Source organism: Aeromonas sp. 25-248, assembly GCF_053005425.1.
On record NZ_JBRKTB010000009.1, the window covers coordinates 61,304 to 83,097 of the forward strand.

The 21,794-nt window shown below is 60.0% G+C and carries 25 protein-coding genes; 8 read left to right on the forward strand and 17 right to left on the reverse strand.

Features of this window, described 5'->3' with window-relative positions:
* Positions 1-54: 54 nt before the first annotated feature.
* Together mutH and ACVDHI_RS13815 are read left to right on the forward strand one after the other, a co-directional pair.
* A complete protein-coding gene (gene mutH / locus ACVDHI_RS13810) occupies positions 55-729 on the forward strand; it encodes a DNA mismatch repair endonuclease MutH (RefSeq protein ID WP_042014896.1) in 675 nt (224 codons plus the stop codon).
* 83 nt (positions 730-812) lie between these two features.
* On the forward strand, positions 813-1,142 hold the full coding sequence (locus ACVDHI_RS13815; RefSeq protein WP_010673087.1) for an isoamylase early set domain-containing protein: 330 nt from the start codon (positions 813-815) through the stop codon (positions 1,140-1,142).
* 102 nt (positions 1,143-1,244) lie between these two features.
* On the opposite strand, the gene rplS is transcribed toward ACVDHI_RS13815, so the two are convergent.
* From rplS to ffh, 5 genes are all read right to left on the reverse strand, one after another.
* A complete protein-coding gene (rplS, locus tag ACVDHI_RS13820; RefSeq protein ID WP_005313505.1) occupies positions 1,245-1,592 on the reverse strand; it encodes a 50S ribosomal protein L19 in 348 nt (115 codons plus the stop codon).
* A gap of 32 nt (positions 1,593-1,624) precedes the next feature.
* Complete coding sequence (trmD, locus tag ACVDHI_RS13825; protein WP_010673086.1) at positions 1,625-2,374, reverse strand: tRNA (guanosine(37)-N1)-methyltransferase TrmD; 750 nt, start codon at positions 2,372-2,374, stop codon at positions 1,625-1,627.
* A gap of 34 nt (positions 2,375-2,408) precedes the next feature.
* The gene (gene rimM / locus ACVDHI_RS13830) at positions 2,409-2,930 is read right to left on the reverse strand and encodes a ribosome maturation factor RimM (protein WP_039039979.1); all 522 of its coding nucleotides are present in this window, start codon (positions 2,928-2,930) and stop codon (positions 2,409-2,411) included.
* 24 nt (positions 2,931-2,954) lie between these two features.
* Complete coding sequence (gene rpsP / locus ACVDHI_RS13835; protein ID WP_010673084.1) at positions 2,955-3,203, reverse strand: 30S ribosomal protein S16; 249 nt, start codon at positions 3,201-3,203, stop codon at positions 2,955-2,957.
* A 179-nt stretch (positions 3,204-3,382) separates the two neighbouring features.
* Positions 3,383-4,762 (reverse strand): signal recognition particle protein, encoded by a 1,380-nt coding sequence (gene ffh, locus ACVDHI_RS13840; RefSeq protein ID WP_010673083.1) that lies wholly within the window; start codon positions 4,760-4,762, stop codon positions 3,383-3,385.
* Positions 4,763-5,046: 284 nt separating this feature from the next.
* On the opposite strand from ffh, the gene ACVDHI_RS13845 reads away from it, so the two are divergent.
* Positions 5,047-5,838 (forward strand): cytochrome C assembly family protein, encoded by a 792-nt coding sequence (locus tag ACVDHI_RS13845; RefSeq protein ID WP_447212177.1) that lies wholly within the window; start codon positions 5,047-5,049, stop codon positions 5,836-5,838.
* Positions 5,839-5,877: 39 nt separating this feature from the next.
* Positions 5,878-7,158 carry an HlyC/CorC family transporter gene (locus ACVDHI_RS13850; protein WP_010673081.1) on the forward strand — a complete coding sequence of 427 codons (1,281 nt, stop codon included), beginning with the start codon at positions 5,878-5,880 and terminating at the stop codon, positions 7,156-7,158.
* A 30-nt stretch (positions 7,159-7,188) separates the two neighbouring features.
* On the opposite strand, the gene ACVDHI_RS13855 is transcribed toward ACVDHI_RS13850, so the two are convergent.
* A complete protein-coding gene (locus tag ACVDHI_RS13855; protein ID WP_039039978.1) occupies positions 7,189-7,656 on the reverse strand; it encodes an Rrf2 family transcriptional regulator in 468 nt (155 codons plus the stop codon).
* A gap of 111 nt (positions 7,657-7,767) precedes the next feature.
* Here ACVDHI_RS13855 and hmpA point away from each other — a divergent pair, with 111 nt between their 5' ends.
* Positions 7,768-8,961 carry an NO-inducible flavohemoprotein gene (gene hmpA, locus ACVDHI_RS13860; protein WP_447212178.1) on the forward strand — a complete coding sequence of 398 codons (1,194 nt, stop codon included), beginning with the start codon at positions 7,768-7,770 and terminating at the stop codon, positions 8,959-8,961.
* An 82-nt stretch (positions 8,962-9,043) separates the two neighbouring features.
* Here the strand turns inward: hmpA and ACVDHI_RS13865 are convergent, their stop codons facing one another.
* The 6 genes from ACVDHI_RS13865 to ACVDHI_RS13890 form a co-directional block, all read right to left on the reverse strand.
* Positions 9,044-9,634 (reverse strand): tetratricopeptide repeat protein, encoded by a 591-nt coding sequence (locus ACVDHI_RS13865; protein ID WP_447212192.1) that lies wholly within the window; start codon positions 9,632-9,634, stop codon positions 9,044-9,046.
* Positions 9,635-10,030: 396 nt separating this feature from the next.
* Positions 10,031-10,966: a malate dehydrogenase gene (gene mdh / locus ACVDHI_RS13870; RefSeq protein ID WP_010673076.1), complete on the reverse strand. Its 936-nt coding sequence runs from the start codon at positions 10,964-10,966 to the stop codon at positions 10,031-10,033.
* Between the two features lie 242 nt (positions 10,967-11,208).
* Complete coding sequence (gene artM / locus ACVDHI_RS13875; RefSeq protein WP_010673075.1) at positions 11,209-11,871, reverse strand: arginine ABC transporter permease ArtM; 663 nt, start codon at positions 11,869-11,871, stop codon at positions 11,209-11,211.
* Positions 11,872-11,873: 2 nt separating this feature from the next.
* The gene (gene artQ / locus ACVDHI_RS13880; protein WP_447212179.1) at positions 11,874-12,524 is read right to left on the reverse strand and encodes an arginine ABC transporter permease ArtQ; all 651 of its coding nucleotides are present in this window, start codon (positions 12,522-12,524) and stop codon (positions 11,874-11,876) included.
* A 3-nt stretch (positions 12,525-12,527) separates the two neighbouring features.
* Positions 12,528-13,265, reverse strand: a complete 738-nt coding sequence (locus ACVDHI_RS13885) for an arginine ABC transporter substrate-binding protein (protein ID WP_010673073.1) — start codon at positions 13,263-13,265, stop codon at positions 12,528-12,530.
* 24 nt (positions 13,266-13,289) lie between these two features.
* A complete protein-coding gene (locus tag ACVDHI_RS13890; RefSeq protein ID WP_041214472.1) occupies positions 13,290-14,030 on the reverse strand; it encodes an ATP-binding cassette domain-containing protein in 741 nt (246 codons plus the stop codon).
* A gap of 200 nt (positions 14,031-14,230) precedes the next feature.
* Here ACVDHI_RS13890 and argR point away from each other — a divergent pair, with 200 nt between their 5' ends.
* Positions 14,231-14,701, forward strand: coding sequence for a transcriptional regulator ArgR (gene argR, locus ACVDHI_RS13895; RefSeq protein ID WP_005308670.1), 471 nt, complete (start codon positions 14,231-14,233; stop codon positions 14,699-14,701).
* A gap of 79 nt (positions 14,702-14,780) precedes the next feature.
* Here the strand turns inward: argR and ACVDHI_RS13900 are convergent, their stop codons facing one another.
* From ACVDHI_RS13900 to glnK, 5 genes are all read right to left on the reverse strand, one after another.
* Positions 14,781-15,686, reverse strand: a complete 906-nt coding sequence (locus ACVDHI_RS13900; protein ID WP_201926750.1) for a Dyp-type peroxidase — start codon at positions 15,684-15,686, stop codon at positions 14,781-14,783.
* Between the two features lie 89 nt (positions 15,687-15,775).
* On the reverse strand, positions 15,776-16,810 hold the full coding sequence (locus ACVDHI_RS13905; protein WP_194859983.1) for an ABC transporter ATP-binding protein: 1,035 nt from the start codon (positions 16,808-16,810) through the stop codon (positions 15,776-15,778).
* 40 nt (positions 16,811-16,850) lie between these two features.
* Positions 16,851-18,476, reverse strand: coding sequence for an ABC transporter permease (locus ACVDHI_RS13910; protein ID WP_447212180.1), 1,626 nt, complete (start codon positions 18,474-18,476; stop codon positions 16,851-16,853).
* 39 nt (positions 18,477-18,515) lie between these two features.
* On the reverse strand, positions 18,516-19,523 hold the full coding sequence (locus ACVDHI_RS13915) for a Fe(3+) ABC transporter substrate-binding protein (RefSeq protein WP_202040298.1): 1,008 nt from the start codon (positions 19,521-19,523) through the stop codon (positions 18,516-18,518).
* 228 nt (positions 19,524-19,751) lie between these two features.
* Positions 19,752-20,090, reverse strand: coding sequence for a P-II family nitrogen regulator (gene glnK / locus ACVDHI_RS13920; RefSeq protein WP_005332325.1), 339 nt, complete (start codon positions 20,088-20,090; stop codon positions 19,752-19,754).
* Between the two features lie 201 nt (positions 20,091-20,291).
* Between glnK and arfB the strand changes: the two genes are divergently transcribed.
* Together arfB and ACVDHI_RS13930 are read left to right on the forward strand one after the other, a co-directional pair.
* Positions 20,292-20,708 (forward strand): alternative ribosome rescue aminoacyl-tRNA hydrolase ArfB, encoded by a 417-nt coding sequence (gene arfB, locus ACVDHI_RS13925; RefSeq protein ID WP_408828278.1) that lies wholly within the window; start codon positions 20,292-20,294, stop codon positions 20,706-20,708.
* Positions 20,709-20,734: 26 nt separating this feature from the next.
* Entirely contained in the window at positions 20,735-21,229 is a 495-nt protein-coding gene (locus tag ACVDHI_RS13930; protein ID WP_447212181.1) for a methylated-DNA--[protein]-cysteine S-methyltransferase, read from the forward strand.
* Positions 21,230-21,794 lie beyond the last annotated feature (565 nt).

Sequence of the window (21,794 nt, forward strand, 5' to 3'; positions counted from 1 at the left end):
CGATACCATGCAAGGATCCGTATTGCGATGTCTATTATCTCCAGAGGAGCCCTCATGCCCGCCAATCCCCAGTCAGAACAAGAGCTGCTCAGTCGAGCCTACGCCATGGCGGGCTTCACTCTGGCCCAGCTTGCCGCAACGGCGGGCATCCCCGTACCGCGGGATCTCAGACGTGACAAGGGCTGGACAGGGCAGTTGATCGAGTGGCAGCTGGGGGCCAGTGCAGGTAGCCGTCCCGAGCAGGATTTTCCGGATCTCGGTATCGAGCTCAAGACGATCCCCGTCGATCCTCAAGGGCGCCCGCTGGAAACCACCTTTGTCTGCGTGGCCCCCCTCATCGGGGTCAGCGGCCAGCGCTGGGAGGAGTCGAACGTGCGCAACAAGCTGTCGCGGGTGCTCTGGATCCCGGTGGAAGGCAGCCGCGACATCCCTGTCGGCGACCGTCGCGTCGGCATGCCGCTGCTGTGGAGCCCGAATGAAGAGGAAGAAGGACTGCTGCGCCAGGACTGGGAAGAGCTGATGGACATGATAGTGCTGGGAGAAGTGGAGCAGATCAGCGCCCGCCACGGCCAGGTATTGCAGCTACGCCCCAAGGCGGCCAACAGCAAGGCGCTGACCCGCGCCATCGGCCGCAATGGCCAACCCATCATGACGCTACCACGGGGCTTCTACCTCAAGATCGAGTTCACCCATCAACTCCTGCAGCGCCATTTTGCCCTCCCCCTTTGATCCTGCTTATCAACATCCTTGTCATAAAGTGATATAAAAATAACCAGTGCTACTTTCTTCGCAGCCAGTGACAAGGAGTCCATATGCCGATCAACAAGCAATTCCTCAAATCCCGTCCCGAGGTCAAGGTGACCTTTGCCGTCGAAAAGGAGGCCGCCGGTGATGCCGAGCAGGTCTTGCTGCTGGGTGAATTCAGCCAGTGGCAGCCCATTGAACTGAAGAGGATGAAAAACGGGGAGTTCAAGGCGACACTCAACCTGCCGACCGATGGCCCCAGCCATTTCGAGTATTGCTATCAGCTAGTGCAACCCGATGGTGAAACCCTTTATGACAACGACTGGGAGGCGGACGACTATGTGCCTGGCCCCTTCGGGCGTGACAACTCGGTGGTGCGGGTCAGCCAGCCCGGTTGAGCCAATACCCCGCACACGGATACAAAAAAGGCTCGCCATTGGCGAGCCTTTTCACTACCTGTCGAGCTTTTCGCCGACATACCGACACCAATTCGAATCGAATTAGTTGAGCTTCTCTTTGATACGAGCAGCTTTGCCGGACAGGTTGCGCAGGTAGTACAGTTTGGCGCGGCGAACATCACCACGACGCTTCAGTTCTACACTGTGGATCAGCGGAGAGTGAGTCTGGAATACACGCTCAACACCTTCGCCGTTGGAGATCTTGCGAACGGTGAAAGCAGAGTGCAGACCGCGGTTACGCTTGGCAATCACGATGCCTTCGAAAGCCTGCAGACGCTCTTTACCACCTTCTTTAACACGAACTTGAACACGTACGGTGTCGCCCTGGGCAAAAGCCGGGATGTCGGTACGCAGTTGCTCTTGTTCAAGCTGCTGAATAATCTTGCTCATTGTCTTTCCTTACCTAGGATAAACTGAAAACTCTACTTAACGCTGTCACGCACTTCGCGGACATACTCGGCAAGAAGTGATTCTTGCTCGTCAGTCAGAGCTAGGTTGTTAATAAGTTCCGGCCTTCTCTGCCAGGTTCGTCCGAGCGATTGCTTGAGTCGCCAGCGCCGAATCACTTCGTGATTGCCGCTTGTCAGCGCCTCGGGCACCGTCAGCCCATCCAACACCTCCGGCCGAGTATAGTGGGGATGATCCAGCAGCCCATCCGTGAAGGAGTCCTGCTCGGCACTGGCCTGATCACCCAAGACCCCCGGGACCAGACGCGAAACCGCATCGATCAGGGTCATGGCAGGCAACTCGCCACCACTTAACACGTAATCTCCGATAGACCACTCTTCGTCGACTTCGGTTTGTATCACGCGCTCATCGATACCTTCGTATCGACCGGCGACCAGAATCAGTTTCTGATTCGTCGCCAACTCGGTTACGCCCGCTTGAGTCAGCTTGCGTCCCTGAGGAGAGAGATAGATGACTTTCGCCCCGTCTCCCGCCGCTTGCTTGGCTGCATGAATGGCATCACGCAGCGGCTGAACCATCATCAACATGCCGGGCCCACCACCATAAGGACGATCATCGACCGTACGGTGTTTGTCGTGGGTGAAGTCCCGAGGGTTCCAGCACTCAATCTGCAGCAGGCCACTCTTGACGGCCCGACCCGTTACCCCGTGCTCGGTAATGGCTCGGAACATTTCCGGGAAGAGGCTAATGACCCCAATCCACATAAGAAACCTCCGGCACCCGTGTTAGCGCGGGAAACTAGAAACCAGGATCCCAATCAACTTCGATTGTTCGAGCAGTCAGATCAATATTCTTGATCACCTGCTCTTCCAGGAACGGTATCAGCCGCTCCTTTGCACCAAAGGCATCTTTTACATTGGCCTCAACCACCAACACATCGTTGGAGCCGGTTTCCATCAATTCGGTCACCTTGCCCAGGTCGTATCCCTTGGTGGTTACCACGGTGCAACCAATGAGGTCACGCCAGTAGAACTCCCCTTCGGGCAACGCAGGCAACAGATCGGCGGGGACGCCAATCTCGACGTTGGTCAATGCCAGGGCATCCTCACGCACATCGATACCATCGAGTTTGCAGATCAGACCCTTGTTGTGACGCTTCCAGGATGACACCCGGATTTCACGCCACGCCCCGTTCTGATTGATCAGCCAGGGGTTGTAATCGAAAATCGCTTCGGCAACATCGGTGAAGGAGTTCACTTTAAGCCAGCCCTTGATCCCGTAAACGGTCCCCAGGGTGCCCAGAACTACAGGTTTTTCCACCTTAACTCCCTACCGTTTGGCTGATTAAGCAGCTTTGGCAGCGTCTTTGATCAGCTTGGCAACGCGGTCAGAAACAGCGGCACCAGTAGCAACCCAATGCTCGATACGAGCCAGGTCCAGGTTCAGCTTTTCAGCGTTACCAGCAGCAACCGGGTTGAAGAAACCGACGCGCTCGATGAAACGACCGTCACGGGCGTTACGGCTGTCAGCAACTACTACCTGGTAGAACGGACGCTTTTTCGCGCCACCACGTTGTAAACGAATGGTTACCATATCGTCCTCATAAACATCTAATGAACAAGGCCTGCAAATACGCAGACCCTAGCTTAAAATAAGCCGCGTAATTCTACTTGGATTCGTAATAATTGCAACCAAGCCAGCTATTTTTTGCGCAGGGATTGGCATGAAAAAGGCTCACCAGGGTGAGCCTTTCTGCCTGACCAGCAGGAAAATCAGAACGGACCGCGACCGCCACCACCGAATCCGGGGGGCAGCATGTTCTTCATCTGGCCCATCATCTTGCGCATGCCGCCCTTGCCGGACATCTTCTTCATCATGCGCTGCATCTCGGTGAACTGCTTGAGCAGCTTGTTCACATCCTGGACCTGCATGCCGGAGCCCGCCGCGATACGGCGCTTGCGGGAGCCCTTGATGAGATCGGGATGGGCACGCTCTTTCGGCGTCATGGAGCTGATGATGGCCTCCATCCGCACGGTGAGCTTGTCATCCATCTGATCCTTGATGTTGTCCGGCAGGCCGGACATGCCGGGCAGCTTGTCGAGCATCCCCATCATGCCACCCATGTTGCGCATCTGGGCCAGCTGCTCACGGAAGTCTTCCAGGTCGAAGCCCTTGCCGCTCTTGACCTTGCTGGCCAGCTTGGCCGCCTTCTCTTTATCGACGTTGCGCTCCACCTCTTCGATGAGAGAGAGCACATCCCCCATGCCGAGGATGCGGGAGGCGAGACGATCCGGATGGAACGGCTCCAGCGCGTCAGTCTTCTCACCCATACCTATGAACTTGACCGGCTTGCCGGTGATATGGCGAACCGACAGGGCGGCACCACCGCGGGCATCACCGTCTGCCTTGGTAAGGATCACACCGGTGAGCGGCAGCGCTTCGTTGAAGGCCTTGGCGGTATTGGCAGCATCCTGGCCTGTCATGGCATCCACCACGAACAGGGTTTCGACCGGCTTGATGGTGGCGTGCAGATCCTGGATCTCCGCCATCATTTCGCCATCGACGTGCAGACGACCGGCAGTATCGACGATCACCACGTCATAGAACTTCTTGCGCGCCTGATCGATGGCGGCAGTGGCAATGGCGATCGGTTTCTGGCTGGCATCACTCGGGAAGAAGTCGACACCGATGTCGCCCGCAAGGGTCTCAAGCTGCTTGATCGCCGCCGGACGGTAGACGTCCGCACTGACCACCAGCACCTTTTTCTTGCTGCGCTCCTTGAGCAGTTTGGCTAGTTTGCCGACCGTAGTGGTCTTACCGGCCCCCTGAAGACCTGCCATCAGGATAATGGCCGGCGGCTGGGCAGCCAGGTTGAGCTGTTCGTTGGCCTCCCCCATCACGGTGACCAGTTCGCCATGGACGATCTTGATGAAGGCCTGGCCCGGGCTCAGGGATTTGGCCACTTCCTGGCCCACGGCACGTTCCTTAACGCGCGCCACGAAATCGCGCACCACCGGCAGGGCGACGTCCGCCTCGAGCAACGCCATGCGGACTTCGCGCAGGGTATCCTTGATGTTCTCTTCGGTCAGACGGCCGCGGCCGCTGACGTTGCGCAGGGTGCGCGAGAGTCGTTCAGTCAAATTCTCAAACATGACGCTTTCCGGTTCTTGGCGTGACACTGAGGGCATTATACCCCGGTCAGCACTCTAGGGACGATTACTCGCCGCTTGCCGCGGCGGCCTGCCATCGAGCGGGCAGGTCAACAATGGAGGGCAGTATACCCCAGTCAACGCCGGAGGACGATTATTCGCCGCACGGTGACCATCAACGCCTACTTATATGTGGGCAGTTAGCCTCTGGCACAACTGGCGAGCATATCTTGTGCAAGGTATACTGCCCCTCTTATCCATAAAGCTTGTTTGACAACGACCTGGTTATGATCGTGATCTCTGTTCTGGCCCTGGCGTTTTACCTGCTGGCCATCATCGCTTCACTGCACCTGCTGCTCAGCGCCAAGCCCGTCGGGCAAGTATCGCTGTTCGCCTGTGTCAGCCTGGCCCTGACCGCCCATGGCATGGCGGTGGGCAGCGAAGTGCTGGCCACCCATTCCGGCCAGAATCTCAGCATGTTGAACGTGGCGTCCCTGGTCAGCCTTATCATCAGTTGCTTCATGACCTGCGTCACCCGACGCTTCAACGGCTGGATCCTGCTGCCCGTCGTCTACAGTTTTTCAGCCCTGCTGCTGGCAGCCAGCGCGCTCATTCCCGGGCGCTACATCACCCATCTGGAAGCGCACCCCCAGTTACTGCTGCACATAGGCCTCGCGCTGATGGCCTATTCGGTACTGATGATCGCCTGCTTGTTTGCCCTCCAGCTTGCCTGCCTGGACAGGCAACTGAAATCCAGAAAGATCAGCCACCTGCCAGCCATGCCACCGCTGATGACAGTGGAGAAGCGCCTGTTTCAGCTCATTTCCGCAGGTCTGCTGCTGCTGACCCTCTCCATCGCATCCGGCCTGTTCTTCCTGGAAGACATGTTTGCCCAGGGCAAGTCCCACAAGGCCATCCTCTCTATCCTGGCCTGGTGCGTCTACGCTCTGCTGCTCTGGGGCCACCATACCCGTGGCTGGCGCGGCCGCAAGGTCATCATGCTGAGCCTCATCGGCAGCTTCATCCTGACACTGGCCTATTTTGGCAGCCGCTTCGTCAAGGAAGTGCTGCTTAGCTGACATACGAACATTCCCCAACCATCCTTACAGGAGCCCTTCTTGGACAGTATCTCAACGAGTACATTGCTGATTGTTCTCGTTATCTTGATCCTTTTGTCAGCCTTCTTCTCCAGTTCCGAAACCGGTCTGATGTCGCTCAACCGCTACAAGCTGCGCCATCTGGCCCAGACCAAGCACAAAGCTGCCCGCCGGGTCGAGAAGCTGCTGGCCAGGCCGGATCGCCTGCTTGGCCTCATTCTCATCGGCAACAATCTGGTCAACATCCTGGCCTCCGCCATCGCGACCATCGTCTGCATCCGGCTGTTCGGGGATCTCGGCGTCGCCATTGCCACCTTCGGGCTGACCCTGGTGGTGCTGGTATTCGGGGAAGTCACCCCCAAGACACTGGCGGCCATGTTCCCCGAGCGGATAGCCTACCCTGCCTCCTGGATCCTCAAGGGGTTGATGGTGCCGTTCGCCCCCCTTGTCTGGCTCATCAACAGCATCACGAACCTGCTGCTGAAACTCTTGCGTCTCGAGCACAACAAGGATGACTCCCTCAATTCCGAAGAGCTGCGCACCATCGTCAACGAGGCGGGCAATCTCATTCCCAAGCACCACCAGGAGATGCTGATAAGCATCCTGGATCTCGACAAGATGACGGTGGAGAACATCATGGTCCCGCGCAGCGAGATCTCCGCCATCGACATCAATGACGACTGGAAGATCATACTGCGCCAGCTGGCCCACTGCGCCCACACCAAGATCCTGCTCTATCGCGACAACATCGATGACGTCGTCGGCTTCCTGCACTCACGGGATGCCCTGAGACTGGTCGCCCGGGATCAGTTCAGCAAGTCCAGCCTGCTGCGGGAAGTCGACCCCATCTATTTCATCCCCCAGGGGACCCCCCTCAACGTGCAGTTGGCCAAGTTCCAGCGCAACAAGGAGCGAATTGGCCTTATCGTCGACGAATATGGCGATATTCAGGGGCTGATCACCCTGGACGATATCCTGGAAGAGATTGTCGGTGACTTCACCACCTCCATGACACCGACCCCGAGTGACGAGATCCATCCCCAACCGGACGGCTCCTTCCTGGTTGAAGGCTCCGCCAGCATCCGCGAGCTGAACAAGGAGATGGACTGGCACCTGCCCATGGACGGCCCACGGACCCTCAATGGCGCCATCCTGGAGTACCTTGAGGAGATCCCCCAACCCAACATCAGTGTCAGGCTGGCGGGCTACCCTATCGAGATTCTCGAAGTGGAGAACAACATGGTGAAGATGGCGAGGATCATGCCGCACCTGTACCGGGACGATTCAGGGTACGAGGATTGAAAAAAGGCTGCCAATGGCAGCCTTTTTGTTTCACTCGCTCTCGTCATCCGGCTCCAGCACCAGAGTGGGGATGAGCTCACCGAACACCTGCTGCAACTCGTCACGGTTTGCCAGCAAATCCTGCAGCGTATAGCCATCCATCACCGCGAGGAAGGCGTTCATCGCCTCCTTCAAAGCACTCTTGAGCAGACAGACGGAGACGATATGGCAGACCGGGGAGCTGCAGTCGATCCCGTCCAGATTGCCTTCCAACGCCCGGATCACTTGCCCGATATTGATCTCGTCGGGGGAGCGCGCCATGCGGATACCACCATTCTTGCCGCGTTGTGACTGCAGATAGCCCAGTTTTACCAACTGGTTCACCACCTTCACCATGTGGTTGCGGGATACGTCGTACAAGGCGGATACCTTGGCCACGCTCGACAGTTCCCCCTCCGGCAGGGTGGCCAGATAGAGCAGGGCTCTCAATCCAAAATCGGTATAGCTCGTTAGTCTCATAGTGCCTGTAGCGCCTAGCGCGAAGAATTGATGATTGATCCAGATCAATTAAACATTTAGGATGCAACTTAATAAGTGACATTCCAGATGTTCAATTAGAAAGGACCTCCTATGTTAGACCAAGCCACCATCGCCGTCATCAAGAGCACCATTCCTTTGCTCGAATCGGCGGGCCCTGACCTCACACGGCACTTTTATCAGCGCATGTTCAGCCACAATCCCGAGTTGAAAGATCTCTTCAACCTGGCTCACCAGCGTAGCGGGGGACAGCCCTTGGCACTGTTCAGTGCGGTGGCGGCCTATGCCAGGAACATCGACAATCTGGGGGCCCTGGCCGGAGCCGTTGAACGCATCGCCCACAAACACACGGGTTTCCTGATCCAGCCGGAACAATATCACATTGTGGGTAGTCATCTCTTGGCCACGCTCAAAGAAATGGGTGGCAACGCTGTCACGGAGGAGGTCCTTGCCGCCTGGGGCAAGGCGTACGGTGTGCTGGCCGACATCTTTATCGGCCGGGAGAGCGAGCTCTATCGGGAGAAGGCAAGCCAGGACGGTGGTTGGCAAGGAACCCGCCCTTTCATCATCAAGGAGAAGCGTCAAGAGAGTGAACTCATCACCTCTTTCGCCCTGGCACCCCTCGATGGCAACCCCGTGTTGCGTTTCAAACCGGGGCAATATCTCAGTATCAAGCTGGTTCATCCCGCCCTCGAGCATCAGGAGATCCGCCAGTACTCCCTCTCGGACGCCCCCAATGGCCGCGACTACCGCATCAGCGTCAAGCGCGAACCCAGGGGGCAGGCCTCCAACCTGTTGCATGATCATCTTCACATCGGTGACACGGTCGACATCATGCCGCCGGCCGGCGACTTCTTCCTGCAAGAGGTGACAGACACGCCCGTGGTGCTGATCTCCGCCGGGGTCGGCCTCACCCCCATGCTGAGCATGCTCAACCACTTGCTGGCCGAGGGCCCGGATATGGATATTCGCTGGCTTCACGCCTGCGAACACGGCGCCCACCACGCGTTCAGGGACGAGATCCGGGCAAAGAGCAGGCAACACGGGAAACTGGAGAGCCGGATCTGGTATCGGGAGCCGAGGGAGCAGGATGTCAAAGGAGAGGATTACGACTTCAGCGGCACTCTGGCGCTGGAGCAGGTCACCGACCTCATTCCGGCCGACGCCCACTACTATTTCTGCGGCCCTGTCCCGTTCATGAAAGCAGTCAAAGCTCAGCTGGAGAATGTGGGCGTGCCTGCAGGGCGGATGCATTACGAGGTCTTCGGCCCCCATCAGGGCCTCTGATCCCTCCCCTGACCGGGAAAATGCACAAGGCCCACAAGCACAGCTTCGTGGGCCTTGTAATATCAAAGCGGGCTACCAGAACTCAGTGCATCGCCTTGGCACGGGCGATGGCATTGGCGGGCATCCGGTTGCCGAGCCGGCTGAGCAGGCTCGCCGCCTTCTGGTGCATGGCCTTGTCGCCGATGACGGCGCCGTGCAGCCAGTGATACGCCTCCTCGTAATCCAGGGGACTCCCCATGCCCTGCAGCAACATCTCCACCCACTCCATCTGTGCCCGCAAGAAGCCGAGGCTCGCGGCTTCCCGCATCAGGATCTCGGCCCTCACCAGATCCTTCTGAACCAGGATCCCCTTCCAGTAATAGCGGCCAAGCTGTTCCAGCGCCGGCGCCAGCCCCTGGTTGGCGGCCTCCCACATGTACTGCACTCCGATCTGGGCGTCCGGCTTGGTGCAAACCCCCCAGGCCAGCATGTCCCCCCAGAGGAACTGATAGGCAGGGAGCTTCATCACCGAGGCCCGCGCCTCGATATCCTGGGTGAGCTGGCACCTGTCCTGCTTCACCCGGGCCAGATGGCGCCCCTGCTCTATCCAGTTGAGCAGTTCGTCCTGGCGATAGAGCGGCACGGCCTGCAACTCTCCCGCAGCAGCGGATGCCTGTGTCGTCGCCCTGGGCAGCGGCGCAGCTGCCGGTGCGGACGGTACAGGTGCGGATGCGGATGGCGCCTGGGCTGGCGCAGCTGACACAGGGAGGGATGACGTGGCGACAGAAGAGGCTGACGTCAGGGCTGGCTGGGCCGATGATGAGGCCGGTGACAAGGGTGCAGACGCCGCAGATGGCGGCGCGGCTGCAACCGCCACCGCCTGGGTGGGCGCGGCGGCCGAGGTGGACTCCGCCCCCTGCAAGGGGAAGCTGCACACACCGATAATGGCGATGAGGGTTCTTGGTTTCATCATAGGGATCTCCTGCTGCCTTCTGTTATCGGCAGCCAGGGCCATCTCCTTAGCCCGCTACACCCAACCCCGAAAATGACAAAGGGGAGCCTGGGCTCCCCTTGCGATCGACGTACAGACTTACTTGACGAAGTCGACGCCCAGCTGGATGTCAGCCTTCAGGGTGGCCAGCATGCTGTCCATCGCTTCCTGCTCGAAGGCGCTCAGCTTGCCGTAGTCCAGCACGGTTTCGACACCGTTCTTGCCGAGCAGCACCGGCTGCGCGAAGAAGGTGGCGTGCTCACCGTTGCCTTCCACATAGGCACACTCGATGACGTTGGCTTCCCCTTGCAGACCCTTGATGAGCGACAGACCGAAACGGCAGGCTGCCTGACCCATGGAGAGAGTGGCGGAACCGCCACCGGCCTTGGCTTCCACCACTTCGGTACCGGCATTCTGAATGCGCTTGGTCATGGCAGCCACTTCCTCAGCGGTGAAGCTGGCGCCTTCAACCTGGGAGAGCAGCGGCAGAATGGTCACGCCACTGTGACCGCCGATAACGTTGACACGTACCTTGTCAACGTTCAGGCCCTTGGCTTCGGCCACGAAGGTCTCGCCACGGATCACATCCAGGGTGGTCACGCCGAACAGGCGACGCTTGTCATAGACACCGGCTTTCTTCAGCACTTCGGCGGCGATGGCGACCGTGGTATTGACCGGGTTGGTGATGATGCCGATCAGTGCTTTCGGGCAGGAAGCGGCGCACTTTTCCACCAGGTTCTTGACGATCCCGGCGTTGATGTTGAACAGGTCGGAACGGTCCATGCCGGGCTTGCGCGCCACGCCGGCAGAGATCAGCACGACATCGGCGCCGACCAGAGCCGGGCTCGGATCTTCACCGCAGAAACCTTTTACTTTCACGTCAGTCGGGATGTGGCTCAGGTCCGCCGCCACGCCCGGAGTGACCGGGGCAATGTCATACAGGCTCAGTTCGGAACCGGCAGGCAGGCGGTTTTTCAACAGCAGAGCGAGGGCTTGGCCGATGCCACCGGCGGCACCCAGAACGGCAACTTTCATGATCAACTCCATGTCTAAGCGTAGGTTTAAGGTTGTTTCTAGTTGGGTTAACGCTGATTCTTATTGTGCGCCTCACCTTAAAGGATCCCCTCCTAAAAAACAATCTGATAACAGTTGTAATCACGGGTTCTGTGAGCCAGGGAACAAGCGGCGATGAAAGCGGAGAGGAATATGCGATAAATGGGAGGAAAGACACAGATTTCCTGTGCTTCCCTCACCATTAAGAGGTAAATGTGACTGCTTCAGGACTGGAAAGCCAGTGCCCGACGCTCACACCAGCGGAAACCAATTGTTAACAATCCATTCATGGTCAGATAGAGCGCTCCGGCCACGGTGAACACCGCCAGGGTGTCATAGGTCTGGGCGTTGAGACGCTGGGCCAGCCCCATGATGTCCATGATGGTGATGGTACTGGCAAGCGAACTCCCCTTGAGCACCAGGATCACCTCGTTGGAATAGGCGGGGACCAGCCGACGGGCGGCATGGCGGGTCTTCATCCACAGGGTCTGTCCGGCGGAGAAGCCGAGCGCACGGCAGGCCTCCACCTCACCGGCGGGGATGGCGTCGAGCGCCCCCTTGAACAGCCGCGTGGAGTAGGCTGCTGTATTGAAACCGAGCGCCAGCACGGCGCAGAACCAGGGTTGCTTGAGCAGCGGCCAGAGCGGCCCCGCCTTGAGCCATTCAAACTGGCCAGGCCCGTAGTAAATGAGAAAGATCTGGATGAGCAGCGGCGTACCGGTAAAGACCAGTACCCAGAGCTGCACCAGCTGGGTCGCCACCGGAATGCGACGCTCCAGCACCCAGGTCATGCCGGCCGCCATCAGCACGCCCAGCAACAAGCTGAACGCGGTGAGCTGCAGGGTGATCGCCAGCCCTCCCAGCAGGGTCATCAGGTAATCCTGCATGGTCAGCCTCCGTAACGGCGGGTATAGCGGGACGCCTGCTTCAATCCGAATTCACTCACCAGACTGATGGCCAGATAGATGAGGGCGGCAGCGGCGTACCAGGTGAAGGGTTGATAGGTGCTGGCCGACGCCATCTGTGCCTGACGCATCATCTCGTTCACCCCGATGAGGGAGACCAGGGCGGTGTCTTTGAGCAACACCAGCCACTGGTTGCCGAGCCCGGGCAGGGCGTGACGCCAGGCCTGGGGCAGCACGATGCGAAAGAAGGTGTGCCCCTTGCCCAGGCCGAGCGCCTGCGCCGCCAGCCGCTGCCCAGGGGGCACCGCATTGAGGGCGGCACGCAGGGTCTGGGTGGCGTAGCTCGCAAACAGCAGGGAGAGCGCCAGCACACCGCAGGCGAACGGGCTGAACTCCACATACTCCCCGGTGATGAGGAACAGCACCTGGGTCGAGCCGAAGTAGATGAAGAGCACCACCAGCAACTCGGGCAGACCACGGATCAAGGTGGTCAGGGTGGCCACGGGCCACACCAACGCACGCTGCTTGCTCAACTCAGCCGCACTGAATGCCAGTGCCAGCACCATGCCACCGACCAGGGATGCCAGGGCCAGCTCGAGGGTCATCCAGGCTGCATCCAACAACAGACTCAACATGGCTTACTGCGCGAAGTACTTGTCATAGATCTTCTGATAGGTGCCGTTGGCCTTGATCTCGGCCAGCCCCTTGTTCAGCTGGGTCAGCAGTTCCTGGTTGCCCTTAGCCACCGCGATGCCAAAACCGGTACCGAAGTACTTGGCGTCGGTCACCGGGGTACCGACCACGGCGTATTCCTTGTGCTGCTTGAGCCAGTCTGCGGCCACCGCCGTATCGGCAAACACGCCGTCAGTGCGGCCATTCATCATGTCGAGGAAGGCGCTCTGGTAGCTGGCGTAGGGCACGGTCAGCAGACCCTTGCTCACCCAGTTGTCCACCAGATAGGACTGGTGAGAGGTGCCGTTCTGCACGCCGACTGTCTTGTCCACCAGATCGTCCGGCCCCTTGAAGGTCTCTTTCTTGGCGACGAACACCGCGGAGTTCTCGTAATAGATATCGGAGAAGTCGACCTGGGCGGCCCGCTCCGGCGTCACGTCCATGGCGGCGATGACGGCGTCATAGCGACGGAACTTGAGGCTGGGGATCAGGCTGTCGAAGGCCTGGTTGTGGAAGCTGCACTCCAGCTTGGCCTGCTCGCAGACCGCGCGGGCCAGATCGATGTCAAACCCCTGGAACTCGTTCTTGTCATCCAGGTATTCGAACGGCGCATAGGTTGCCTCGGTGGCGAACTTGATCTCTTTGGCCAGCACAGAAGTGCTCAGCAGACCCATGGCGGCGATCAGCAACAGACTCTTTTTCATGACAGCTTCCTTATCGACTCAATATCAATGCATCAAGAATTCGGCAAACCGGCTGGTTTGCGGGGACTGGAAGATGGCGGCGGTGCCGGATTCGATGATCCGCCCCTTCTCCAGATAGATCACCTGACTGGCCACCTTGCGGGCGAACTCCACCTCGTGGGTCACCACCACCTGGGTGATGCCGGTCTGGCTCAGGGTGCGGATGATCTCCGCCACCTCTTTGGTAATTTCGGGATCCAGGGCAGCCGTCGGTTCGTCAAACAGCAGCACCTGGGGATCCATCATCAGGGTCCGGGCAATGGCGACCCGCTGCTGCTGGCCACCGGAAAGCCGTGCGGGCCAGGCGTCCCGTTTGTCGGCCAGTTGCAGCTGGGCCAGCAGATAGGCCCCTTTCTCGATGGCCGCCTCGCGGCTCATGCCGAGCACCTTGACGGGCGCTTCAATCAGATTCTCCATCACGGTGAGGTGCGGCCACAGATTGTACTGCTGGAACACCATGCCCACCTTGCGGCGCAGCGCCTGTGCCTGACGGTTGAATTCGGCAGTAGAGAGGCTGGACGGGAAAGAAAATTCACTGTCTGCGATGCGCAACACACCGGCATCCGGCGTGTCCAGCAAGTTCATCATGCGCAGCAGAGAGCTCTTGCCTGCCCCGCTCGGGCCCAGCAATACCAAGGTCTCGCCGGGAGCAGTCCGAAAGCTCACCTGCTGCAGTACCGGCACCTTGTGCCAGGATTTTTCGATGCCGATTAATTCGATACCCATACAGCCCAATTGAATAAGTTTTCAAAATTTCGTCCTGATTCTAGCGCCAGCATAAGTTGATGCAAGCTATATTTGAATCAATATGCAGAACAAGCGCCGCTTCCTTGCCAAAACAGGCATATGAATGCAAAATAACAGCGCTGTTCGTATCTGCCGCCTGAGCGTGACAGGCGGTCACTCCCCTCATTCGTGAGTCCAAGATGAAACATAACGACAAGCAAGAAAAACTGGCCAAGGCCTTTAAAGCCTTGCTGAAAGAGGAGCGTTTCGGCTCCCAGGCAGAGATAGTGACTGCCCTGCAAGAGATGGGCTTCGAGAACATCAACCAATCCAAGGTCTCGCGCATGCTGAGCCGCTTCGGCGCCGTTCGCACCCGCAATGCCAAGATGGAGATGGTCTACTGTCTGCCGGTGGAACTGGGCGTGCCCACCACCTCCAGCCCCCTCAAGAACCTGGTGCTGGATGTCGACCACAACGGCGCTCTGGTGGTGATCCACACCAGCCCCGGCGCAGCTCAGCTGATCGCCCGCCTGCTTGACTCCCTCGGCAAGGCCGAAGGGATCCTCGGCACCATCGCCGGTGATGACACCATCTTCATCACCCCGACCAGCGATACCGACATCGAGGAGCTCTACCTCTCCGCCCTCGAGCTGTTCGAGCAGACGCCCTGATCCGGTCGCCTTGGGCGATCCGCACAAAAATCCCGGCCTTGGCCGGGATTTTTTGTTTTGAACGGTCGGCAGGCCGGGCTTATTTGCCCTCGGCCACCAGAAAATCGACGGAAGGGGCGAAGAAGGCCGCGCCGGTCACCGCCCGAGTGAAGCGCAGCAGGTGGTCGAAGTGGCTGCCTTCCCCTTTGTACATGCTGGCCAGCATGGCGTTGAAGTGCAGCGGCGTGCGGCAGCAGGAGATGAAGTAGAGCCCCTGCTCGCTCATGGTGCCCCAAGGCATGCTCTGGCGCAGGATCTCCATGGACTCCCCCTTCGGGGTCTTGAGGTTGACCCGCTTGATGTGGGAGGTGAGCGGCTTGTCGGCGGACTCGTATTCGATGTTGTCGACCTTGGTGCGGCCTATGATGTCTTCCTGCTCCTTCAGGGCCAGCTTCTCCCAGTCGCTCATGGCGTGGACCCAGCGCTGCACGTGGATGTAGGAGCCACCGGCGAACTCGCCGCCGTCCAGCAACGCCACCTCGGCGCGGTGCTCATCCTGCGGGTTCTCGGTGCCGTCGACGAAACCGGTCAGATCCCGGCAATCCTGGTTGCGAAAACCGCGGACTTCCTCGACCAATTCAACAAGCCCGGCCAGCAGGGCCATGACGCGATGACCGGCATGATGCAGCACGTCCACCCGATCGGCACGCAATTGTACGAAGAGATCGAACGGGGTATTGGGGGCCTCCTGACCGTTGGCGGATTGCGCCATGAAACCGCGGAACTGGGGCGGCCGGGCGGCAGGATAGAGATCATCCCAGGCGTCGGCCCCGACGGCGACCAGACCGCTGAAAGCCGCATCGGGGAAGTCGGCGCTCACCGCCTCCCAGAGTGCTGGCAGGCTGGCCAGGCGGGAGGTCAGGGCAGCGGCGTCACCGGTGCGATTGAACATCAGATAGAGGGCGTGCAGATTCGGCTCTGCGCAGATCCCGGCTTGGGCTTTCATGTCTCTCTCCAAGTGCGTTGGCTATGGGCGTGGCGCGATTATAAACCAGCGCGCTTCCAGTTCATTGATTTCACGACAATACCACGCACTCAGGGCAAGGGGTCAAACAACACCAGGGCATGAGGCGCCACGGTCACCCGCGCGCGCTCCCCTTCCAGGGGCTCACCGATGCTGGCTTCCAGTTGCTGGCCGCCACACTCCACCAGTACCCGGCAGTGATGGCCCAGGAACTGTTGCTCACGCACCCGGAGCTCACCGTCATCCGCCGCCGTCAGCGCCAGTTGCTGAGGTCTGAGCATGAGCTGCAACCGCTCCCCCACCGCGCGGCCATGGGGCTCCTGACCGCAGATGGTTCCAAGGAGGGTCTGCACGCAGTGGCTGTCCACCACCTCGGCCGCCAGATAATTGACCCCGCCGAGAAACTCCGCCACGAAGCGGTTCCCGGGGCGGCGATAGAGCTGCTCCGGCTCCCCCACCTGCTCGATGCGACCGGCGCGAAACAGGGCCAGCCGGTCGGCGAAGGCGAAGGCCTCTTCCTTGCTGTGGCTGACGAAGATGGCACCAATGCCCTGCTGTTTGAGCAGCGCGCGGATCTCGAGGATCAGTTTCATTCGCACCTGGGTGTCGATGTTGGAGAAGGGCTCGTCCAGCAGCATCAGGCGCGGCTTGCACACCAGGGCGCGGGCGATGGCCACCCGCTGCTGCTGGCCGCCGGAGAGCTGGTGGGGATAGCGCTCCCCCAGCCCCTGCAGGTTGACCAGCGCCAGCGCCTCTTGCACCTGCTGCTGGCGGCTGCCGCGATCCTGCCCGGTCAGGCCGAAGCCGACGTTCTCGGCCACCGTCAGGTGAGGAAAGAGAGCGTAATCCTGGAAGATCATGCCGATATGGCGGGCCTCCGGCGGCACACTCACGCCGGGGGCATCGAGCAGGGTCTCTCCCAGCCGGATCTCCCCCTGGGCCAGGGGCAGCAGACCGGCCACCGCCTTGAGCAGCGTGGTCTTGCCACAGCCGCTGGCCCCCAGCAGACAGACGATCTCGTTGTCGGCCACCTGCAGGGAGAGCTGCTCCAGCACGGGGCGGCCATTGTAGTGACAGCTGACCTTCTCGATATTCAGGCAGGACAAGGTTCTTTTCCTCTCGCGTAGTGATGCCGGACGGGGCCGCTCAATGGCCTGGACCATCCAGGGTACGGTTGATCCACAGCAGGGGAATCAGCCCCACCAGCACGATGACGATGGCACCGAGCGCCCCCCGCTCCAGCATCTCGTCCGAGACGAACTGATAGACGTGGGTCGCCAGGGTTTCGAAGTTGAACGGCCGCAGCAGCAGGGCGGCGGGCAGCTCCTTCATGGATTCGATGAACACCAGCATGGCGCCGGCAAAGAGGCCGCGGCGTACCAGCGGCAGGTGAATGCGACGCAGCATGCCGCCCGCCCCCTGCCCCAGAGAGCGGGCAGCCATGTCGAGGCTGGGGGAGATCTTGCTCATGCTGCTCTCCACCGACCCGATGGCGATGGCCACGAAGCGCACCAGATAGCCGAACACGATGGCGGTGAGGGTGCCGGTCAGGAGCAGACCGGGGCCCGGCATCCCGAGCCACTCGGCCAGATCGTTGATGCCAAAATCCAGGGCCGTGAGCGGCACCAGCACGCCGATGGCCAGCACGGTCCCCGGCATGGCATAGCCCATGGCGGCGAAGCGCAGGGGCAGCAGGCTGCGAGTCCCCCCATCGAGGCGACGGAAGAAGCCGAGCAGCAGGGCAATGGCCATGGCCAGCAGGGCTGTCAGGGCCGAGATGGCGAGGCTGTTGCCCGCAAAGCGCACGAATTCGGGCGTCCACGACAGCGCGAAGTAACGCACCCCGTAATCGAGCAGGATGACGAACGGCAGGGCGAACCCCGCCAGCACCAGGCCCCAGCACCAGAGCCCGGCCAGCACGCCCCTCAGGCCCCCGAGGGGGTAACGCAGGGGCTGCTCGAAGCCCATGGACTTCTGGAACACCTGCTGGCGCTGGCGGGAGCGGCGCTCCAGCGCGATGAGCAGCACCACCGCCAGCAGCATCAGACAGGAGAGCTTGGCGGCGGTCGCCAGGCTGCCGTAGCCGAGCCAGGTGTCGTAGATGGCGGTGGTCAGGGTGTTGATGGCAAAGAAGTGGACGGTGGCAAAGTCCGCCAGCGTTTCCATCGCGACCAGAGATGCCCCCACCATGATGGCCGGGCGGGCCAGGGGGAGACTCAGGCGGCGAAAGCTCTGCCAGGGGGTGCAGCCGAGCAGGCGGCTGGAGTGAATGAGGCTGACCGACTGCTCCAGGAAGGAGGCCCGCGCCAGCAGATAGACATAGGGGAAGAGCACCAGCGCCAGCACCCAGGCGGCGCCACCGAGGGAGCGAATGGCCGGGAACCAGTAGTCGGCCGGTCCCTGCCAGCCAAACAGGGCACGCAGCCCCGCCTGCAGCGGGCCCGAGTAGTCGAGCAGGTCGGTATAGACGTAGGCAACGATATAGGAGGGCATCGCCATGGGCAGCATCAGCGCCCATTGCAGGGCGCGGCGCCCCGGCACCTCGCACATGGCCACCAGCCAGGCGGTGGGCACTCCGAACAGCAGGCTGAGGCAGACCACCCCCAGCACCAGACCGGACGTGTTTCGCAGATAGTCGGGCAGTACGGTATCGGCGAGGTGGGCAAACAGTTCCCCATCAGCCGAGAAGGCGGAGAAGACCAGGGCGAGTACCGGCAAACCCAGCAGCAGGGCGGTGGCCCAGCTGCCGGCAATCCATCCAAAATGTTTCATGAGTCCACAGAAGTTGATGGGGCCGTTGGCCCCATCTGATTACAAGTCGAATTTCACTTCATCCAGCAGTTGCAAGGCGTCCTTGCGGTGCTTGGCGTAGTCGCTGACCGGCATGGGGTCAGACTTGAACGTGCCCCAGGATTTGACCATGGCAGAAGGCTCGACCCCGGCCTTGACCGGGTACTCGGCATTCACGTCCGCATACATGTGCTGGGCGGTATCCCCGGAGAGGAACTCCATCAGCTTCTGGGCGGCTTCCTTGTTCTTGGCGTACTTGGTCATGGCCACGCCGCTCACGTTGACGTGGGCACCGCGATCACCCTGGTTCGGGAAGTTGATTTCCACCGCGTCGGCCCAGGACTTCTGCGCCGGGTCCTTCAACATGGCACCCAGGTAGTAGCTGTTGCCCAGGGAGACATCACAGATGCCGTCCTTGATCGCCTTGACCTGATCACGGTCGTTGCCCTGGGGCTTGCGCGCCAGGTTGGCCTTGACCCCTTCCAGCCAGGTCTTGGTGTCCGCCATGCCGTGATGGGCAATCATGGACGAAACCAGCGCCACATTGTACTCGTGCTTGCCGCTACGGGTACAAATTTTTCCTTTGAATTCAGGCTTGACCAGATCTTCGTAGCGGATGGTGTCGAGCTTGCCAAGACGCTCCTTGCTGGAGTAGATGGCACGCACCCGGGTGGTCAGGGCGAACCAGCGGTTGTCCGGATCGCGATAGATGGCGGGGATGTTCTCCTGCAGCGTCTTGCTGTCCACCGGCTGCACCAGGTCCTTGTCCACCAGCTCGGTCAGACGGCTGATGTCCACGGTCAGCATCAGATCGGCCGGAGAGAGCTTGCCTTCCCGTTCCAGACGCTCGTTCAGCCCCTCTTTGGCAAACACCACATTGACCTTGATCCCGGTCTCCTTCTCGAACTGCTGGATGATGGGCTTGATCAGCTCATCCTGACGGTTCGAATAGACGTTTACCTCCTGGGCGGCGAACGCCGACTGGGCGACAAGCGTGGAGAAAGCCAGTGCCAACATCTTCATTTTCATCATCCGTTCCTTGTCTGCGTAAAGAGTGATAACCATTTTCGTTTGCATTCTGCATGAATCGGGAGGAGAGGATCAAGGCGGTTTGCTGGGTTGGAACGATCTATTTAATCAGCGGCCAAACAAAAAGACCGGATGGAATCCCATCCGGTCTTTCGACGACCACCCATTCACACTGTCGGCAGAACCTGCTCGGACCTTTGCCCGACCCGGCCGGGCAAAGGGGCGTACTCAGAGCGCCTCGTCGTCGCTCTCACCAGTACGAATACGCACCGCTTGCAGCAGGTCATAGACGAAAATCTTGCCGTCACCGATCTTGCCGGTATAGGCCGCCTTGCAGATGGCCTCGATCACCCCTTCGACGTTCTCGTCTGCGGTAGCGATCTCCAGCTTCACCTTCGGCAGAAAGTCGACCTGGTACTCGGCCCCCCGGTATAATTCGGTGTGCCCCTTCTGGCGACCAAAACCCTTCACTTCGGAGACGGTCAGGCCTTCCACCCCCAGGTTGGCGATGGCCTCGCGCACGTCGTCCAACTTGAAAGGTTTGATAATCGCAGTAATCAGCTTCATCTGGTTGCTCCCAATCCATGGTATGTCACGAATGGGTCATCAATTCTTGTGCCAAGTATTTTTATCGTTTATTTTCATATAGATAGATATGACACTCTGAGCCGGAAAGGCTCAGGATCACCAAGGAAGCGCATCTCGCCCCATAATGAGGCACCAAGCTGCACCAGACTCCCTTGATGCACCAAATGAGAGCATCACCCCATGTTAGTCATCTCCAACAGCGTGATCATCCCCTGGCATGAATTGCAATTCCAGACCATGCGGGCCCAGGGCAATGGCGGCCAGCACGTCAACAAGACCGACTCCGCCGTCTGGCTGCGCTTCGATTATCGCGACTCCCCCAGCCTGCCGCCGCTCTACAAGGAGGGACTGGAGCGGCTCAGCGACAGCCGGGTTCACGACGGCTTCATCCAGATCAGGGTCGAGACCCATCGCAGCCAGGACATGAATCGCAAGGAGGCCATGAGCCGCCTGACCGAGCTGCTGAAAAAAGCCGCCTGGCGTCCCAAGACCCGCCACGCCACCAAGCCGACCCGCAGCTCCCAGCGCAAGCGGGTCGATGCCAAGAAACGCAAGGGAGAGATCAAATCCACCCGCGGCAAGCCCGTGCTGGAGTGACCTGCCACAAGCCCGAGGACAAGAGAATGCAGTACAGCTTTTGTGAATGCGCCAAGGGGCCCTTGCTCATCGCCATCGATGGGGCCGGGCTGCGCCACGTGGAATTCATGCAAGGGGAGCGCCCCGTCCTGCCGCAAGCGGAGTGGCAGCGGGATGATGCCGCCCTGGCCCCCTTTGTCGAGCAGTTTGCCGCCTACTTTGCCGGCCGCCTGCGGCGCTTCGATCTCCCCCTGGCCGCCACGGGCACACCATTCCAGCAGGCCGTGTGGCAGGCACTGTGCGATATCCCCTACGGCGAGACCGTCAGCTACCTCCAGATTGCAGAGGCCATCGGCAACCCCAGGGCGGTGCGGGCGGTGGGCGCCGCCAACGGCCGCAATCCCCTCAGCATCATAGTGCCCTGCCACAGGGTCATAGGGCGCAGCGGTGAACTGACCGGCTACGGGGGAGGTATCCCCATCAAGCGCTGGTTGCTGGCACTGGAGCAGGAGACCGCAGGCCACTTCGCGCTGACCCCATGAAAGGGCGCGCCTCCTGTCAAATGCGGGTTGCGGGTGCAGGCACCACAGACCGCAGGCCACTCGCGCGGATCCTCTGACGAGCGGCATCTTCATCACATACGAGTTGCTGGGCCCAACAGCAGACCGCAGGCGGCGTTGCACTGCCCATGACGGACAGCATCTCCATCACATGCTGGTTGCTTGCCATCTGGCAGTATGGTTGCGTGATGTGTTGAGCCTGCACCGGGATAATCTGCCGCCGGATCCGCCCCATGGCAGGAGCGTGCCCACCGCCCCGATTCATCTTTCCTTTGAGCTGTACAACAAAATAAATCACCGATTATTTATTTTATTTCAGCATCAATCATTTAAAAATCACATTGCCGCAGCATTTTGAAAATGAACACAGTATGAAGAATCGCCTCAGAAGCGCTTCAGAGAGTATCAGGCATCATGGCTTCACACTTGGATGGGACGGCTCATCCCTCATTCAGGTGGCACCCATGTGACGCTTCCAATCTGTCTTTTCCCCGCGCCTCCCCAGAGGCGCTTTTTTTGCCTGCAAGCGGGTGCAAAAAAGCCCGCC

Excerpts from the sequence above, each read along its gene's own strand:
- ACVDHI_RS13890 (WP_041214472.1), bottom strand. The coding sequence starts at position 14,030 with ATGGGTATCGAATTAATCGGCATCGAAAAATCCTGGCACAAGGTGCCG.
- hmpA (WP_447212178.1), top strand. The coding sequence starts at position 7,768 with ATGTTAGACCAAGCCACCATCGCCGTCATCAAGAGCACCATTCCTTTG.
- mdh (WP_010673076.1), bottom strand. The coding sequence starts at position 10,966 with ATGAAAGTTGCCGTTCTGGGTGCCGCCGGTGGCATCGGCCAAGCCCTC.
- mutH (WP_042014896.1), top strand. The coding sequence starts at position 55 with ATGCCCGCCAATCCCCAGTCAGAACAAGAGCTGCTCAGTCGAGCCTAC.
- ACVDHI_RS13915 (WP_202040298.1), bottom strand. The coding sequence starts at position 19,523 with ATGAAAATGAAGATGTTGGCACTGGCTTTCTCCACGCTTGTCGCCCAG.
- ACVDHI_RS13855 (WP_039039978.1), bottom strand. The coding sequence starts at position 7,656 with ATGAGACTAACGAGCTATACCGATTTTGGATTGAGAGCCCTGCTCTAT.
- arfB (WP_408828278.1), top strand. The coding sequence starts at position 20,292 with ATGTTAGTCATCTCCAACAGCGTGATCATCCCCTGGCATGAATTGCAA.
- ACVDHI_RS13815 (WP_010673087.1), top strand. The coding sequence starts at position 813 with ATGCCGATCAACAAGCAATTCCTCAAATCCCGTCCCGAGGTCAAGGTG.
- ffh (WP_010673083.1), bottom strand. The coding sequence starts at position 4,762 with ATGTTTGAGAATTTGACTGAACGACTCTCGCGCACCCTGCGCAACGTC.
- ACVDHI_RS13885 (WP_010673073.1), bottom strand. The coding sequence starts at position 13,265 with ATGAAAAAGAGTCTGTTGCTGATCGCCGCCATGGGTCTGCTGAGCACT.
- argR (WP_005308670.1), top strand. The coding sequence starts at position 14,231 with ATGAAACATAACGACAAGCAAGAAAAACTGGCCAAGGCCTTTAAAGCC.
- ACVDHI_RS13930 (WP_447212181.1), top strand. The coding sequence starts at position 20,735 with ATGCAGTACAGCTTTTGTGAATGCGCCAAGGGGCCCTTGCTCATCGCC.
- artQ (WP_447212179.1), bottom strand. The coding sequence starts at position 12,524 with ATGTTGAGTCTGTTGTTGGATGCAGCCTGGATGACCCTCGAGCTGGCC.
- artM (WP_010673075.1), bottom strand. The coding sequence starts at position 11,871 with ATGCAGGATTACCTGATGACCCTGCTGGGAGGGCTGGCGATCACCCTG.
- glnK (WP_005332325.1), bottom strand. The coding sequence starts at position 20,090 with ATGAAGCTGATTACTGCGATTATCAAACCTTTCAAGTTGGACGACGTG.
- ACVDHI_RS13900 (WP_201926750.1), bottom strand. The coding sequence starts at position 15,686 with ATGAAAGCCCAAGCCGGGATCTGCGCAGAGCCGAATCTGCACGCCCTC.
- ACVDHI_RS13845 (WP_447212177.1), top strand. The coding sequence starts at position 5,047 with ATGATCGTGATCTCTGTTCTGGCCCTGGCGTTTTACCTGCTGGCCATC.
- rpsP (WP_010673084.1), bottom strand. The coding sequence starts at position 3,203 with ATGGTAACCATTCGTTTACAACGTGGTGGCGCGAAAAAGCGTCCGTTC.
- trmD (WP_010673086.1), bottom strand. The coding sequence starts at position 2,374 with ATGTGGATTGGGGTCATTAGCCTCTTCCCGGAAATGTTCCGAGCCATT.
- ACVDHI_RS13910 (WP_447212180.1), bottom strand. The coding sequence starts at position 18,476 with ATGAAACATTTTGGATGGATTGCCGGCAGCTGGGCCACCGCCCTGCTG.
- rplS (WP_005313505.1), bottom strand. The coding sequence starts at position 1,592 with ATGAGCAAGATTATTCAGCAGCTTGAACAAGAGCAACTGCGTACCGAC.